Below are 15,783 nucleotides of genomic sequence, written 5' to 3' on the forward strand. Positions count from 1 at the left end.
AGGCGCCCTGGGGTACACGCGCTGCCTGTTGGCAGGCCTGGAAGAAGGGAGGGGCGGCGAGACGCGCTTGCCGGTTCGCAAGCCATACGCAATGCGGCCGCGGCGCAAGACGCATACAGGATCTCGTTCTAGCAGTCACTGAAACAACATGGCAGAGAAAACTCCCCCAAAGACGTCAGCCAACCTGCAGCGCAGGCAATGGCTCAAATACGCCGGTGTCACGGCTGCCGCGGGCAGTCTGGCGCTTGGCGCCCGGCAGGCAGACGCCGGTGACGCCCCGACCGCGCAGAAGGCAGATGGCGTCCTTGACGTCGTCATCATCGGCGCCGGGCTGGCAGGCCTGACTGCCGCGCGTGACCTGCAATCGGCGGGTTGCCAATCCTTTGTGGTGCTGGAGGCGCGAGACCGTGTCGGCGGGCGCACGCTCAACTACAACATCGAAGGCGGCTATGTCTCGGAAGTCGGCGGACAGTGGATCGGCCCCGGTCAGACAGCGGTGGCGGATCTGGCCCGTGAACTGGAGGTCGGCACGTTCCCGACCTACTACGATGGCAAGACCGTCATCCTGGGTGGCGACGGTCGGGTGGAAATCGATCTGAAGGGAACGTTCGGCTCAGACGAGGCCGTTGGCGCGCGCCTGAGCAAGCTCTCCCGCGACGTGCCCTCGGGCGCGCCGTGGAAGTCTCCGCATGTCGCAGAGCTGGACAAGCTCTCGGTGGGGGACTGGCTGGCCAAGCAGAACATCAAGCCTGAAGACCAGATGGGGTGGAACAGCAGCGTCACGCTCTCTGGTGGCGCGACGCCGGCCAAGATGGGGCTGCTGCATTTTCTGTCCATGATCAATTCGGCTGACCGCGATTATTTCCAGCTCGACTCGATCAAGCACAGCGCCCAGGAGACCCGGTTTGTTGGCGGCTCACAGATTCTGAGCATCAAGATGGCCAAGCAACTGGGTGACAAGGTGCGCCTGTCGACACCGGTGCGCAAAATTTCGGGTTGGGACCGCGATGTCGTTACGCTGCATACCGACCGTGGCGAGGTGCGCGCCCGCAAAGTCATCATGGCCATCCACCCGGCCCTGTGTCAGCAGGTGGAGTTCAACCCGCCGCTGCCTGAGAAGCGCGCCGCTTTGCAGCGCGCGTGGCCCGCGCATTCGCCGGCGCGTAAGACGGCCATGGTGTACCGCCGTCCCTACTGGCGTGAGAGGGGCTTGAACGGACACGTCCTGCAGGTGGGCGGGCCGGTGATCTGGGCCTTCGACAACTCGCCCCCGGGCGGAGAAATCGGTGTCATCAACGCTTTTGTCATGAATGCGAGGTTGCCATCGGAGCCCGAGGCGGCCAAGACCATCCTGACCGAGCTCTACGCCCGGGCGTGGGGCCGTGAAGCGCTGTCGCCGGTCGCCTATCACGATCACGATTGGAGCCGGGACGATCCGTGGACCATCACATGCGTCTCTGCCATTCCGCCGGGCTTCTGGAGCACCCATGGGGAGGCGCTGCGCCCGCCATGCGGCAACCTGATCTGGTCCGGGACGGAGACCGCGGAAATCTGGGCGGGCTATATGGACGGTGCGGTGCGCTCTGGTCATCAGGCGTCCCTTCAAGTACTGAACGCGCTGCGTCGCGCATAAGGGGCGGACATGAAGAAACTTATCCTGGCCGGCGTCGCTGCCGTGGTTGCGGTGCTGCTAGTGGTCTTTGGTCCGGACCTTCTCGCTCTCTATCGGCTTGACCGCTATATCGATGCTTCGGCCGCGGCCTATCAGGCCGATGGTGGCCCCTGGCCACACGTCACCGATGTTTGCTTCGGCTGTCATGGTGACAAGGGCAACTCGCTGCATCAGGGCTATCCCAGCCTGGCAGGGCAGCCTGCGGCGTACCTGCAAACGCAGTTGCACAACTTTGCGAGTGGGGCACGCAGCAATCCGAACATGGGCCCGTTGGCCATGACCATGGGCGACGCGCAGATCAAGGACCTGGCGGGTTACTTTTCCAGGGCAACGCCCGTGGCAAACCACTACTTCAAGCCGGATCCGCAACTACGCGTGAAAGGGCTGCAGTTGGTGGAGGCGGGCAACTGCGCCGCATGCCACGGCGCTCAGCTGATGGGGCATGACCAGTTCCCCCGGCTCGCAGGCCAAGGCTACGACTACATCCTGGCCCAGTTCGATGCATTCGCCGCCGGCACGCGAAGCGAACCCACCGGAATGATGAAGCGCATTGCTGAAAGCGCTTCTCCGGAAGACCGCAAGGCGATGGCCAACTACCTTGCCAGTCTTGAACCGAAACAACATTGACGCATCAAGCGCAATCGATCATTGATATTGGAGTGGAATCATGGATCACAGGTCTCTTGTCCTTGTGCTCTCCGCCGTCTTGCTGGCGCTGAGTTCGTTTGTCTTCGGCTGGAAGTTCGTCAAGAAGCGCAACTACCTTCTCGGGATCGAGATGTGGGTTGTTGGCGTGTCGTCCTCGAACGCCGTCGTGTTCTTTGCGACCGAGTCGCCGGTCTCCTACGCGATTTCCCATTTCTTTGACGCCTTCTCGCGCGGCTTGGGCATGCCGGTCATCGCGGTCTTGGGCATGATGACCATCACGCATGGCTTCAAGCCATCAACCCGGTTTGACGTGGCGGCGTTTGTGGTTTCGTTTGCGGTCACATTCTTTGTGCTTGAGGCACATTTCTTCGAAGGGATCCTGCCTTACTTCTTTTTGGCGATGTCGGTGCTGTTGTCGCTTTATCTCGCCTATGTCATCAAGCGGTTGCTCGGCATTGGCGCAGTTCTCCAGGCGATAGCCGTGTTGTTGGCCCTGGCGAGCTGCCAGGCGATCGCGGCGATCTACGACTTTTACAAGATCCCCGGAGAAGAAACGAACGTCGTGTTCAACTTCTACACGCTGGCGCTGTGCACGTGGGCTTACTTGATGCCGTCACTCCATTACGCCTACTCGGCGCTGGAGCGCGCGCAGAAGCGTGACGTGCAGGTTCATTCCGACCACGCGCTTCACGGTTTGGGGCGCACTTCGCGCTGATCGCGAAGCTTGTCGGCCTGGGCTTCTGCCCAGTTCCGGCGGATCAGGTGCTCAGGCAAACGCCAGCAAGTACGCACCGCGGCCACCGTACCAGCCGGCAGGCGTCTGCCCTGACTCGCTCTCGCCGGCATTTGCCGAACGATCCATATGCAGTGTCGGCAAAAACGCAATTCGCTGCCGTAGGATAGGCGCCGAACGATACCATCGTCGGCGCCGCTGCTTCTAAGCTTGACGCCATGGACGGTGGCTTGCCACCGCGTCTGTATTCTTCTTGGCGTTCAATCACACAGGAGCGTTCTCATGGCCCTTCGGGATTTCAAAGTGCTGACCTTCGACGTCGTCGGGACGTTGATCGACTTCGAGGGCGGCATGCTCGCCTATCTGCACAAGGTGCTCGAGGCGGCGCCTGGCACGGTGGTCACGGACGACGCCTTTCTCGCGGCCTATCGGGCAGCACGCAAGCGCGGCCAGACCGAGTGGTACCCCGATGATCTCGTGCCGTGCTGGCACATCGTCGCGCAAGAACTCGGGTTGCCCGACAGCGATGCGCTGGCGCGCGGTTTTCGGGATTCCGTGGCCGAATGGCCGGCGTTTCCCGATTCGGTCGAGGCGCTGCAGCGCCTGCGCAAGCACTTCAAGCTTGTCACCATGACGAACGCGCAGTCCTGGGCGCTCGAGCACTTTCAGCGCACGCTGGGCTCGCCGTTCGACATGCTGCTCAGCTGCGACGATGCCCTCTGCGAGAAACCCGATGCACGCTATTTCGCCTACGCGCGCGGCCGTTACGAAGGCGCCTGGGGCTTCAAGCAGGCCGACAACCTGCACGTGGCGCAGAGCCAGTATCACGATATCGGGGTGTCCAAGCGCCTGGGCATCGCCACCTGCTGGATCGAGCGCCGCCATGGCCTGAAGGGCTCGGGCGGCACGATTGAATCGGAGCACGCCGTGCCCGACTACCACTTCCATACGCTGGCGCAACTGGCCGATGCGGTGGAGGCCGGCCAATGAAGCCGGGCGCGATTGCCGAGCCGGTGGCGGATCTGCTGCCGGAACTGGTGGCACTGCGGCACGACCTGCATGCCAATCCCGAGCTTGCCTACCAAGAACACCGTACCGCCGGCATCGTGGCGCAGTCGCTGCGTGTGCTGGGTCTGGCGGTGGAAGAGGGCATTGGCGGCACGGGTGTCGTGGGCACGTTGCGTGGTGGGCAGGGCGCGCGCAGCGTTGCGCTGCGTGCTGACATGGACGCACTGCCCATGGTGGAACTGGGCCGGTCATCGTATGCCAGTCGCGTGCAGGGCAAGCACCATGGGTGCGGGCATGACGGTCACACCAGCATGCTGATCGGCGCCGCGCGCCAGCTTGCGCGCACGGGCGTCGATGGCACGGTGCACTTCATTTTCCAGCCCGCCGAAGAGGGCCAGGCCGGCGCGCGCCGCATGATCGAAGACGGCCTGTTCGAGCGCTTCCCCTGCGACAGCGTCTATGCGTTGCACAACTGGCCGGACCTGCCACTGGGCCACGCGCAAACGCGGCCCGGCCCCATCATGGCTGCCGCAGACCGCTTCGACATCACGGTGCGTGGACGAGGCGGCCATGCCGCGCAGCCGCACCACACGCCCGACGCCATCCTGGCTGCCAGCCAGCTCGTCACGCAACTGCATACCATCGTGTCGCGCCGGATTGATCCGAACGAATCGGCGGTGCTGTCCGTCACGCGCATCGAGGGCGGACACAGCCACAACGTGTTGCCGGCCGAAGTGCGCATTACCGGCACGGTACGCAGCTTTGATGCCGCGTCGCAAGACCGCATCGAGGCGGCGTTGCGTGACACGGCCAACGGCATTGCGTTGGCCAGCGGCACGCAGGTGGAAGTGGACTACCGCCGCTACTACCCGGCCACCATCAACACGCCGGCAGAAGCGGCGCTTGCGTTGGATGCGGCACAGGCGATCGGCCTGCAGGCGCAGATGGCGCCACGCGCGGCGTTCACGTCAGAAGACTTCGCCTTCATGCTGCAGCAGAAGCCGGGTGCGTACTTGTGGCTCGGCCAGGGACGGGCGGAGCCCGGCTCCGATGGCGAATACCCGCTGCACCACCCGTGTTACGACTTCAACGACGATGCGCTGCCGCTCGGCGTGCGCTGGTTTTGCGAAGTCGCCCGCCGCGCGCTGGCCGCCGTTTCACCTCAGTCTTGAACGGCGGCCACGCGCATCCCCATCCTCGTATTGCTGTGCTCTAGAAGTCGGCCACCTTGCCCCAGGCCGACTGCTTGAAGCGGGCGGGGTGATAGGGCGCGGGGTCGAAGATCGGCTTTTTGTCACCGGTCACCAGATCGGCAATCAGGTGGCCCGCGCCGGGGCCGATACCGAACCCGTGGCCCGAGAAGCCTGCCGCCAGGATGAACCCCGGGATCTCCGGCACTTCGCCGATGCCTGGCACGCCGTCCGGCGTGTTGTCGACAAAGCCAGCCCAGGCATTGGCGATGCCCGCCTGGCCGAGCACCGGCAGCAGTTCGACGGCGCGGTTGTAGGTTTGCTTGACAGCCGCTGGATCCGGCCGTGGGTCAAGGATGCGCATGCGCTCCATGGGCGTGGGTGCATCGAGCCGCCACCGCGCGAGTGTTTCGTGGCCAGCGCGAATGCCTTCCAATCCGCCGGGGAACACATTGCGCCAGCGCTTGGCGAGCATCGGCAGAAACTGCGGCGCGAAGCGCAGGAGCTGCGCCGTCGGGTCCACGCGTCCGCGCCCGCTGATGGCCAGGTTGTAGCTGCCATCGCTGCGGCGGGTGATGGACACGCGCGCCGTATGCAGGGCGTCTGGCACCGGCTCGGTCACCCCAGTCACCCGCACGATGGACTGGCGAACCGTCGCCTGCGGAAAGCGGATGCCCAATTGGCGGCAGAACGACGATGCCCACGCGCCGCCGGCAAACACCACGGTACGGGTCTTGATGGTGCCGGCTTCCGTGACGACACCGCTCACGCGCCCGCCCTCGACTTCAATGCCGCGCGCGGCGCAGTTTTGATGCACGGTGCCGCCGAGCTTCATGAGCGCAGCGGCCACAGCGGGTGCCGCCTTGGCCGGGTCTGCCGTGCCGTCGCTCGGTGAGAACACGCCGCCCTTCCACGCCCGCCCGGTGAGCCGGCCCCGCTCGGAGGCTTCACTGCTGCTCAGCATGTGCGTGGTCACGCCGGCCGTTCTGGCGAAATCGCGCCACTTTGCCCAGCGCGCGATCTCGTCTTCGTCGTTGCTGAGATAGAGCAGGCCGCACCGGCGGAAACCCGTGTCTTCACCGGTGTCTGCGGCAAACTGCTCCCACAGTTCGAGGCTCTTGGTCGCCATCGGCAGCTCACGCGCATCGCGGTTTTGCTGGCGGCACCAGCCCCAATTGCGGCTCGACTGTTCAGCCCCGATGCGGCCTTTCTCGACCACGGCAACCGAAACGCCGCGCCGGGCCAGGTAGTAGGCAGCAAAGACGCCGATGATGCCGCCGCCGATCACGACAACGTCGGCTTGTGCGGGCAGGGGAGAGGCGCTCTCGATCAGGCGCAACGGTTGAGACATCACTCGCTTTCCTCGCTCTCGTTTTTTCTGGGGCTTAGGCCTGCGCGTTTTGCACGACGTAGAACTTGGCGACGCGCGCCGTGCTCTCCCACCCGATGGCGGTACCTTGCGGTACGAAGATGGCATCGCCCGTGCTCACGGAGAGTGCGCTGCCGTCTGGGTCATCGGGGCTGGCGAATCGCACACTGCCATCCAGCACGTACATGAATTCATTCACCGGATGCGGGCGAACGATCCGGTGGTAAGACGTCGAGTCCCAGGTGCCTGCACGGTATTGCGTTGGCTCGTTGGTGAAGACGTTGTCGCTGCGGCACTGCGGGGCCGGCCCAAGCAGCACTTCCGGAGCCGGGCCGCCAGACGGTTTGAAGTCCGCATCCGCATGCAGCGGAATGAGCGCCGGCGTCGCGGGCGTATCGCTCGCCTCGGTGCAGAACACGAATCGAACCCCAGCCGCAGCCTCGATGCGCACGGCCGTGCCCGATGCGATTACTGCGCCAGCGCCCGCGCCGATCACGTGCGGCTCAGCGCCGGGTGCGGTAAGTGTGAGTTCGCCCTCCACGACGGTGAGCGTCTCGGTATGCGGATACCTTGCGACATCCCGCTGGCCAACAAAGCTGGCGCGGCCGGCGCTCATTGCGTTGGGCCCTTCCCAGGCAATCTCACGTTCTCGCGCGAACGGGTCGGTCGGGCTCAGGCCGGCTTGGCGGAACACAGTGGAGAGCGGGGCGCCATCGGCGCGGTGCAGCATCAGGGCGGTTGTCATGCGGGTTGGTCCTTGCCGACTCCCAACGTGGCCTTGGTTTCGAGGGGCGGCGTCAGGTACGGGTACGGGGCGTTAGCGTTGGTTGGGAAAGAGCCGCTCGATCGGACAGTGCGTCTTGATGAACGGCGACTTGATGACGATGTAGCTGAAATACTTGGCAATGCCGATGTTGCGTTCCAGCAGGTCTTCAATCACTTCCTGGTAGTGATTGACGCCCCGCGTGATGAAGCGCAGCAGGTAGTCGTAGCCGCCGGAAAGCAGATGGCATTCGAGCACCTCGTCCACGTCGCGGATGGCGGCTTCAAAGCGCACGAACGTTTCGCGGTGGTGGTCGGACAGCGTGACTTCGGTAAAGACGGTGAGCGTGTCGCCCAGCTTTTCCAGGCGGATGTGCGCGCCGTATCCGGAGATGTAGCCGGCCTGTTCCAGCCGCTTGACGCGGATCAGGCACGGGCTGGGCGACAGGCCCACGGCGTCGGCCAGGTCCACGTTGGTCATGCGCCCGTTCTTCTGCAGTTGGGCGAGGATGCGCAGGTCCAGACGATCGATCTTGAGAGCTTCGGTCATGGCAGTGGCGAAGGCGTGGATGATGTGTCTGATTCTGCGGCAGCCCGGGGCGGTTGTGTGAATTCCTGCCGGGTCAGGCGAGTGCGGCGCGTACGGCGGGCACGGCCAGCACGTCGTCGAGCGTCTTCTTCAGCCGCACGAAGAGCTGCGCGAACTCGTCTTCGGTAAAGGTCAGCGCCGGGGCAAAGCCCAGGATGTTGTCGCCAAATGCACGGAAGACGAGGCCATTGCGATAGGCGGCCGAGGCAATCAGGTCGGGCAGGCCGAGTGCCGTATCGAAGCCCCGTTTGGTGGCCTTGTCGCTCACCAGTTCCAGCGCCCCGAGCAGGCCGCGGTGGCGCGAATCGCCCACCAGCGGGTGCGCCAGCAGCGCATCGAGCCCCCCGCCAAAGCTGGCGGCACCGCGCTGGCCGTTGGCGAGGATGCCGCCTTCTTCGTACAGGCGCAGTACCTCCAGCGCCACAGCGGCGCTCACCGGGTGCGCTGAATACGTCGCTCCATGCCCGATCGGCGCGCCTGCGGGTGCGCCGTCGGCAATGCCCGCGTAGATGGCGTCCGAAATCAATGTGGCGCCCATCGGCACGTAACCGGCGGTCAGGCCCTTGGCCATCGTCATGATGTCGGGCTCCACGCCTTCGGCATCGCACGCAAACATGGGGCCGGTGCGGCCAAAGCCGGTGATGACTTCATCCACCACAAACAGGATGCCGAGTTCGCGCGCCGCCTCGCGCATGGCCTTGAGCCAGCCCTTGGGCGGCACGATCACGCCGCCGGAGCCCTGGATCGGTTCGCAGAAGAATGCGGCGACGTTGTCGGCGCCCAGCTCCGCCACCTTGGCGCGCAAGGCCGCCACCGATGCCGCGATGATGCCTTGCGTGTCGGCCGGATCGGCAGCACGGTAAGGGTTGGGCGAAGGAATGTAATGCTGCGTCGGCAGTGGCAGATCAAAGCCGCGATGGAATGCCGGCAGCGCCGTCAGCCCGGCACCCGTGGACGAGCTGCCGTGATACCCGCGCTCCAGCGCAATGAAATGCTTCTTGGCCGGTTTGCCGATCGCATTGAAGTACTGGACGATGAAGCGCACCGCCGCATCCACCGATTCCGACCCGCCCAGGGTCAGATACACATGGTTGAGCGAGCGCGGCGTGATCTGCACCAGCTTCTCGGCCAGGCGGATGGCGGGCTCGCTGCTGAAGTGGAAATAGCCCGTGGCATAGGGCAGGCGGCGCATCTGCTCGGCGGCGGCCTGCGCCACGCTCTCCTGGCCATAGCCGACGTTGACGCACCACAGGCCTGCAAACGCGTCGAGCAATTCGTGGCCGGAGGCATCCGTGAGCCACGCGCCCTTGCCGGAAGTCAGCACCGTCGGCCCGCGCTGCTCGTGCGTGCGCCACGCCGAGACAGGGTGGATGAGGTGTGCACGGTCAATCGCGTTGAGCGAGGCAAGCTGGGGCAGGTCAGTGAGCTGGGTCATGGTGGCGTCCGTTCATGCGGAAAGCGGAAGTGCATTCGATAGCGCAATCAATGGGTTCAAGAGTAGGCCGAGCCGCGCATGGAGTGATGCTGCTTTGCGGGCGCGGAACGAAGCAGCCTGCTGTTGTGCGGCCCGTCGCAGCAGATCGTGCGGCGGGGGTGGATGGCGGGTGTGGGCAAGGCGGGCACTGGCAACTGACTGCACCGTTGTGACGCGTGCGGCGCCAAACGCCATGCATACGTGTCAAAGAGCCGCCGTCGAGTCTTCTAGTGTCGGTGCCGGGTCTGAAAGCGTGGACCCTCGGCACTCGGAGAGCCGGTGCTGGGTCTTCGAGCATCGGCATCGAGACAAAAAGAGCCGACCCCCTGGCACAAAAAGAGCCGGCCTTGGCTCTCGGAGTGTCTGCGCCGGGTCTAAAAGTGTCGACCGGGGGCACGCAGAGCGTCGCGCTCGGGTCTTTGAGACCCGACGCTGGCTCTCAGAGCGCCAGCACCAGGACTCGGGGTGTCGCCCTAGTACCCGCGTGTGCGGTCCACCAGCCCAATCATGGGCTCGCCGGCATTGAAGCGGCGCAGGTTGTCGATCACCACGGCAGCGGCGGAGAGCGGCTGCGTCATGCTGGCGATGTGCGGCGTGATGTGGATGCGCGGGTGTTTCCAGAGCGCATGGCCGGCCGGCAATGGCTCGGGGTCGGTCACATCCAGCATGGCTTCACTGAGCTGGCCGCTGTCGAGCGCGGCGAGCAGGTCGTCGCTGACCAACTGCGGGCCACGGCCCACGTGCACCAGCATGGCGCCCTGCGGCAGGTGCGCGAACAGCGTGGCGTTCAGCATGCGGCGCGTGGCATCGGTCAGCGGCAGCAGACAGATGAGGATGTCGGTGCGCGCCAGGAAGGCGGGCAGCGCTTCCTGCCCGGCAAAACACTGCACGCCTTCAACGACATGCTGCGAGCGGCTCCAGCCGGCGCAATCGAAGCCAAAGTCCAGCAATTGCGCGAGCACGGCCTGCCCCAAGGAGCCTAAGCCGAGCACCCCCACGCGGCGCTCAGCGGCGGGGCGCACCGGCAGCGGGCGCCATTCTCCGGTCTGCTGCTGGCGGCGGTAGGCGGGAATGTCGCGGTGCAGGCTCAGCACGGCCTGCGTGACGTACTCGACCATGCCGCGCACGATGCCGGGCTCGACCATGCGCACCACGGGCAGCGCCGGCGGCAGCGCGGCAAAGTCGAACTGATCAACCCCCGCCCCCGACGAGAACAACACCTCCAGCTGCGGAAACTGGGTGGCGAGATCGGCCGGTGGCTCCCATGCCGCCAGAAAGCGCACGCGCTGCGGGTCGCCCACGTCGGGCCAGATGCGGAAGTCGATCTCGGGCGCGTGCTGGCGGAAGACCTCGGCCCATTGGCGCCCGCGGACGGGGTCGGATTTGTAGAGGAAGGTGGTCGTCACGGTCGGGCTGTCTGGTCTTGGATGCGGATGCAAGGCTGGAAGCTCAGCCCATCGCCTGGGTCACGATGGCGAACAGCGCGGGTGCGCCGGGCGGCGTGGCGAGCGGCGAGGTTTGCCCCCCCGCACGCACCATGGTGGTGGGCGCATCCACGCGCAGCAGGCCGATGCTTTCCAGCCATTCGGCCAGGCCGCTGTCGAAGTCGATGTCGATGCGTGTGAAATGTCCGGCGTTGATGCCGGCCAGGTGGGCGATCAGCGCTTTGGCGCTTTCGGCGTCGGGCGCGACCACGGGGCCGATGGCATGGCCGCGCCCAAAACGGCGCAGCATGGCAAAGCCGCGCGCCTCGCCGTCGTCGTCCAGGACGACGCACGCGTCTGCGGTGGCGAGCAGGTCGTCGATCAAGGCGTCGCGCGGCATGCCGCGTGCCTGTGCGTCGAGCCGGCGCAGGTCTTCGGCTTCATTGAGCCCCGCAGGGCGCAGGCGCCAGCCGGGCGGCAGGGCGATCAACGGGGTGGGCTGTGCCGTGCCCTGGTGCTGGCGGATTTCGCCGGTGCGCACGAACCCCAGGCGCTCATAGAGACCGCGTCCTTCGGCGGTGGCGTGCAGCAGCACGGTGTGGTCATCCAGGCCATCGAGCAGGGCGCTCATCAGGCGATGGCCGACGCGCCTGCCCTGGCATGCCGGCGTGACGATCACCAACCCGATGGTGGCGTGGCGCGGGCCCCATCGCCAGCGCAGGGCGGTGGCGATGATCTCGCCGTCGCGCTCGGCGACGATGCCTTCGGCATGCGCAAAACTCTGCGCCCAGTCGGCAGGGCGGTGCGGCCAGCGCTGCTCTTCCGACAAGGCGTGCGCCCGGGCCAGATCATCGGCGGTCATCGAACGCAGTACCACGCCGTCGTCGGCGGGAGCGTTCTGGACGGGTACGGACGAGGAAGACATAGGAGAGGTCCTTCGGCGAAGGATAAGGGTGGCACCGGCGTTTATCTTGGACGACATCGCGTTGCGGAGCCAGACCGAATTCGGGTTTATCCGCAATTTGCAAGCATCGTCTGTGCGGGGTGTGGGTTTCGCAATTCGATGCGGTGGTGCCCGCGCTTACGAACACAAATGCCGAGCCTTCCCGCCTAGCATCAATAACCCCATTCACCTATGCGTGCCGGGCTTCGGCACCCCGACCTTTCGTGCAGACATTCGACCCCCAGACCATTCGCGTGCCCTCGGGCCATTTCATCGGCGGGCAGCTTGTGCCCGCGAGTTTGTCCACTGAGGCCCGCATCACCGTGCGGCGCCCCTCCGACAACGCCGTGCATGCGGAATTGCCGCTGGCCGATGCCGCCACGGTGGATGCCGCCGTGCAGAACGCATGGCAGGCCTGGCGCACGAGCGACTGGGCACGCCGCGCCCCACGCGAGCGGGCACGCGTGCTGCGGCGCTGGGCAGACCTGATCGATGCCGACGTGGCCCACATGGCGCCGCTCGAGGCGGTGTGTTCCACCCGCCCGGTGCGCGACGCCGCTGCCTGGGATGTGCCATTCACCGCCGAGGGCCTGCGCTTCTTTGCGGAATACGCGGACAAGCTCGGCGGCGATGTGGCGGCCACGCGGCAAGACAACCTCGGCATGGTGGTGGCCGAACCCTATGGCGTGGTGGGTGCGATCACGCCGTGGAACTTTCCGCTGGTGATGGTTTCGTGGAAGGTGGGCGCGGCGCTGGCGGCCGGCAATGCGGTGGTGCTCAAGCCTTCGGAGTTGACGCCGTATTCCGCCATTCGCCTGGCGGAGCTGGCCATTGAAGCGGGCGTGCCGCCGGGCCTGTTCAACGTGGTGCAGGGCGACGGCCGCACCACGGGCGATGCGCTCTCGCGCCACCCGCTCATCTCGAAGATGACCTTCACGGGCTCGACGCGCACGGGTGCGGCCATCATGGCCACGTGCGCATCGCACGGCCCGAAGCCGGTCACGCTGGAACTGGGTGGCAAGAGCCCGCAGCTCGTCTTTGACGATGCGCCGGACATCGACCGGCTGGCCGGCATCGTCGCGGGCGCCATCACCGGCAACGCGGGGCAGGTGTGTGTGGCCGGGTCGCGGCTGATCGTGCAGCGGGGCATTGCCCAGGCATTGATCGAGCGCATCGCAGCGCGCTTTGCCGCGTTGCAGCCCGGCGCCACGTGGGACCCCGCCGCCACGCTGCCGCCCATCATTTCTGCGGCGCAGGCGGGGCGCATTCTCGACATCGTGGAGCGCGCGCGTGATGCGGGCGCGCAGGTGCGCTGCGGTGGCGGCCTCTTTGGCGACGGGCCCGGCGGTGCGTACTTCCAGCCCACGCTGCTTGAAGGCGTGCGTGCGGATAACCCCGCTGTGCAGGAAGAGATCTTCGGCCCCGTGCTGACCGTGCAGACCTTCGATGACGAAGAAGAGGGCCTGGCCCTGGCCGCGCATGAACACTACGGATTGGCCGCTGGCGTGCATACCGCAGACATTGGCCGTGCCCTGCGCGCCATGCGCGGCATTGCCGCCGGCACGGTCTGGATCAACCGCTATGGGCGCAGCGCAGACTTCGTGATCCCCACCGGCGGCTACCACCAGTCAGGCATCGGCAAGGACCTGGGCCGGCAAGCCGTGGAGGCCAACCTGCGCTTCAAGAGCGTACTGATCGACTTTGCTGCAGCGCATTAGTGGTGCACCCACGGTGCATTCGCGGTGCGAACGGCACGCCACCGGTGCAGACCGCATGGCATGCCGCGAGTGCCATCCGAAACAGCAGCTTTCTCACGTGAGACCGTGCATTTCCCTATAACCGGTATGCACTCGCATGCTTCAATGATTTCGTCATAACCCTGTTGCAGAGACTGCATAAGCGCAGCCACCTCAAGGACCTGAGACCGACCATGACCTTCCGCCCCAAGTACATCACCTTTGACTGCTACGGCACGCTCACCCGCTTTCGCATGGGCGAAATGACGCGCGAGCTGTTTGCCGATCGCATTCCTGCCGAGCAGATGGAGCAGTTCATTGCTGACTTCACCGCCTACCGCTTCGACGAGGTGCTGGGCGACTGGAAACCGTACGAGGTGGTGCTGAAGAACGCCGTGCGCCGCCTGTGCAAGAAATGGAAGATCCAGTACTTCGACACCGACGGTCAGGCCTACTACGACGCCGTGCCGACGTGGGACCCGCATGCCGACGTGCCGGCGGGCCTGGCGAAGGTGGCGAAGGAGATTCCGCTGGTGATCCTCTCCAACGCAGACGACGCGCAGATCCAGAAGAACGTGGCCATGCTCGGTGCGCCGTTCCACCGCGTGTACACCGCACAGCAGGCCCAGGCCTACAAGCCACGCCTGAAAGCCTTCGAATACATGTTCGATTCGCTCGGCTGCAACCCGGAAGACGTGCTGCACGTGTCGTCCAGCCTGCGCTATGACCTGATGTCGGCCGACGATCTCGGCATCGTCAACAAGGTGTTCGTCAACCGCGGCCACGGCCCGGGCAACCCGGCGTATCGCTACACCGAGATCCAGGACATCGGCGGCCTGCCGGGCGTTGTTGGTCTTTAAGCCGCCCCCCCACGCCCACGCGACATGAACCCCATGAAACTCGACTCCTACTGGAACGATTCGGTGCCCGCCCTGGCGCTGGAGGCGCACGATCTGCCGGTGCAGGTGGACGTGGCCATCGTCGGCGGCGGTTTCACGGGGTTGTCGGCGGCGCTGGCGCTGGCGCGGCGTGGTGCCAGCGTGGTCGTGCTGGAGGCGGGGGAGCGGGTGGCGCCCGAGGCGTCCGGCCGCAATGGCGGGCACGTGAACAATGGCCTGGCCGTCGATTACGCGGACTTGGCTGCCAAGGTGGGCGTGGATCGCGCGCGCGCTTGGTATCAGGCCTACGACGCCGCTGTCGATACGGTAGAGCGCATCGTGCGCGACGAGGGCATCGCCTGCGACTTCCAACGCAACGGCAAGCTTAAGCTCGCCACCAAGCTGTATCAGATGGATGCACTGCAACGCAGCGCAGACCGCCTGATTGCGGATGGTGTGGATGCCGATGTGGAGATACTCGATGCCGGCCGCGTGCGCGCAGAAGTGCAGAGCGAGCGCTTCCAAGGCGGCTTGCTCTACAAGCGCAGTGGCCAGATGCATATGGGCCGTTTCGCACAGGGTTTGGCACTGGCTGCGCAACGTCAGGGTGCGCAGATTCATACGCGCACTTGCGTACAACGCATTGAGCGTGTGCAGGGGCAGGTGCATCGCATCCACACCTCGCGCGGCACGGTGTTGGCCAAGCAGGTACTGCTGGCTACCGGTGCATCGCGCCATGGCGGGTATGGCACGTTCGGCTGGCTGCGCCGGCGCATCGTGCCCATCGGCAGCTTCATCGTCACCACCGAGCCGCTGGGCGCAGAACGCGCGCATGCACTGCTGGCTGCGCGCCGCACGTATGTGACGGTGGCCAACATCCATCATTACTTCCGCCTCACGCCGGACCACCGGCTCGTGTTTGGCGGCCGCGCGCGCTTTGCGGTGTCCAGCCCGCAGCAGGACGCGGCGAGCGGCGAGATCCTGCGCGCCGGCCTGACCGAGACCTTCCCGCAGTTGCGCGGCGTGCGCCTCGATTACTGCTGGGGCGGCCTGGTCGACATGACGCAAGACCGTCTGCCGCACGCGGGCGAGCGCGACGGGCTGTTCTATTCCATGGGCTACAGCGGCCATGGCACGCAGATGTCCGTGCACATGGGCGAACGCATGGCTGCGGTGATGGCCGGCGACGCCGCCGCCAACCCGTGGCGCGATCGCGCGTGGAGCGCCATTCCCGGTCACTTTGGCCCGCCGTGGTTTCTACCGGCGGTGGGCATGTACTACCAGCTCAAGGACAGATTTGCCTGAGCTGAGCAGCAACCGATTTTTTCGCTGTTTTTACCATCGCAACGCTTTCCAT

Annotated in this window: 14 protein-coding genes; 8 read left to right on the forward strand and 6 right to left on the reverse strand. The window is 65.7% G+C overall.

Annotated features, from left to right (window positions below; genetic code table 11):
* Nucleotides 1–148 precede the first annotated feature (148 nt).
* The 5 genes from NG900_RS04890 (at nt 149) to NG900_RS04910 (ending at nt 5,233) form a co-directional block, all read left to right on the forward strand.
* Nucleotides 149–1,633 (forward strand): flavin monoamine oxidase family protein, encoded by a 1,485-nt coding sequence (locus NG900_RS04890; protein ID WP_252677329.1) that lies wholly within the window; start codon nt 149–151, stop codon nt 1,631–1,633.
* A gap of 9 nt (nt 1,634–1,642) precedes the next feature.
* Nucleotides 1,643–2,299 carry a c-type cytochrome gene (locus NG900_RS04895; RefSeq protein WP_252677331.1) on the forward strand — a complete coding sequence of 219 codons (657 nt, stop codon included), beginning with the start codon at nt 1,643–1,645 and terminating at the stop codon, nt 2,297–2,299.
* A gap of 40 nt (nt 2,300–2,339) precedes the next feature.
* Complete coding sequence (locus tag NG900_RS04900; protein ID WP_252677333.1) at nt 2,340–3,035, forward strand: hypothetical protein; 696 nt, start codon at nt 2,340–2,342, stop codon at nt 3,033–3,035.
* Nucleotides 3,036–3,335: 300 nt separating this feature from the next.
* On the forward strand, nt 3,336–4,043 hold the full coding sequence (locus NG900_RS04905; RefSeq protein WP_252677335.1) for an HAD-IA family hydrolase: 708 nt from the start codon (nt 3,336–3,338) through the stop codon (nt 4,041–4,043).
* Nucleotides 4,040–5,233, forward strand: coding sequence for a M20 aminoacylase family protein (locus tag NG900_RS04910; RefSeq protein WP_252677337.1), 1,194 nt, complete (start codon nt 4,040–4,042; stop codon nt 5,231–5,233). The genes NG900_RS04905 and NG900_RS04910 overlap by 4 nt, the downstream gene beginning before the upstream one ends.
* Nucleotides 5,234–5,273: 40 nt before the next feature.
* Here NG900_RS04910 and NG900_RS04915 read toward each other — a convergent pair whose 3' ends face one another.
* The 6 genes from NG900_RS04915 to NG900_RS04940 form a co-directional block, all read right to left on the reverse strand.
* Complete coding sequence (locus NG900_RS04915) at nt 5,274–6,602, reverse strand: NAD(P)/FAD-dependent oxidoreductase (protein WP_252677339.1); 1,329 nt, start codon at nt 6,600–6,602, stop codon at nt 5,274–5,276.
* A 34-nt stretch (nt 6,603–6,636) separates the two neighbouring features.
* A complete protein-coding gene (locus NG900_RS04920; RefSeq protein WP_252677341.1) occupies nt 6,637–7,365 on the reverse strand; it encodes a cupin domain-containing protein in 729 nt (242 codons plus the stop codon).
* A 72-nt stretch (nt 7,366–7,437) separates the two neighbouring features.
* Complete coding sequence (locus NG900_RS04925; RefSeq protein ID WP_252677343.1) at nt 7,438–7,932, reverse strand: Lrp/AsnC family transcriptional regulator; 495 nt, start codon at nt 7,930–7,932, stop codon at nt 7,438–7,440.
* Between the two features lie 73 nt (nt 7,933–8,005).
* Nucleotides 8,006–9,406: an aspartate aminotransferase family protein gene (locus NG900_RS04930; RefSeq protein ID WP_252677344.1), complete on the reverse strand. Its 1,401-nt coding sequence runs from the start codon at nt 9,404–9,406 to the stop codon at nt 8,006–8,008.
* 512 nt (nt 9,407–9,918) lie between these two features.
* A complete protein-coding gene (locus tag NG900_RS04935) occupies nt 9,919–10,851 on the reverse strand; it encodes a 2-hydroxyacid dehydrogenase (RefSeq protein ID WP_252677346.1) in 933 nt (310 codons plus the stop codon).
* Nucleotides 10,852–10,894: 43 nt separating this feature from the next.
* On the reverse strand, nt 10,895–11,794 hold the full coding sequence (locus tag NG900_RS04940) for a GNAT family N-acetyltransferase (RefSeq protein WP_252677348.1): 900 nt from the start codon (nt 11,792–11,794) through the stop codon (nt 10,895–10,897).
* Between the two features lie 242 nt (nt 11,795–12,036).
* Here NG900_RS04940 and NG900_RS04945 point away from each other — a divergent pair, with 242 nt between their 5' ends.
* From NG900_RS04945 to NG900_RS04955, 3 genes are all read left to right on the forward strand, one after another.
* On the forward strand, nt 12,037–13,530 hold the full coding sequence (locus tag NG900_RS04945) for an aldehyde dehydrogenase family protein (RefSeq protein WP_252677350.1): 1,494 nt from the start codon (nt 12,037–12,039) through the stop codon (nt 13,528–13,530).
* A 212-nt stretch (nt 13,531–13,742) separates the two neighbouring features.
* On the forward strand, nt 13,743–14,408 hold the full coding sequence (locus tag NG900_RS04950) for a haloacid dehalogenase type II (RefSeq protein WP_027679994.1): 666 nt from the start codon (nt 13,743–13,745) through the stop codon (nt 14,406–14,408).
* Nucleotides 14,409–14,441: 33 nt separating this feature from the next.
* Nucleotides 14,442–15,731: an NAD(P)/FAD-dependent oxidoreductase gene (locus tag NG900_RS04955; RefSeq protein ID WP_252677352.1), complete on the forward strand. Its 1,290-nt coding sequence runs from the start codon at nt 14,442–14,444 to the stop codon at nt 15,729–15,731.
* The last annotated feature ends 52 nt before the right edge of the window (nt 15,732–15,783 follow it).

Origin of the sequence: Ralstonia soli (assembly GCF_023955655.1) — a bacterium.
Taxonomy (GTDB): domain Bacteria; phylum Pseudomonadota; class Gammaproteobacteria; order Burkholderiales; family Burkholderiaceae; genus Ralstonia; species Ralstonia soli.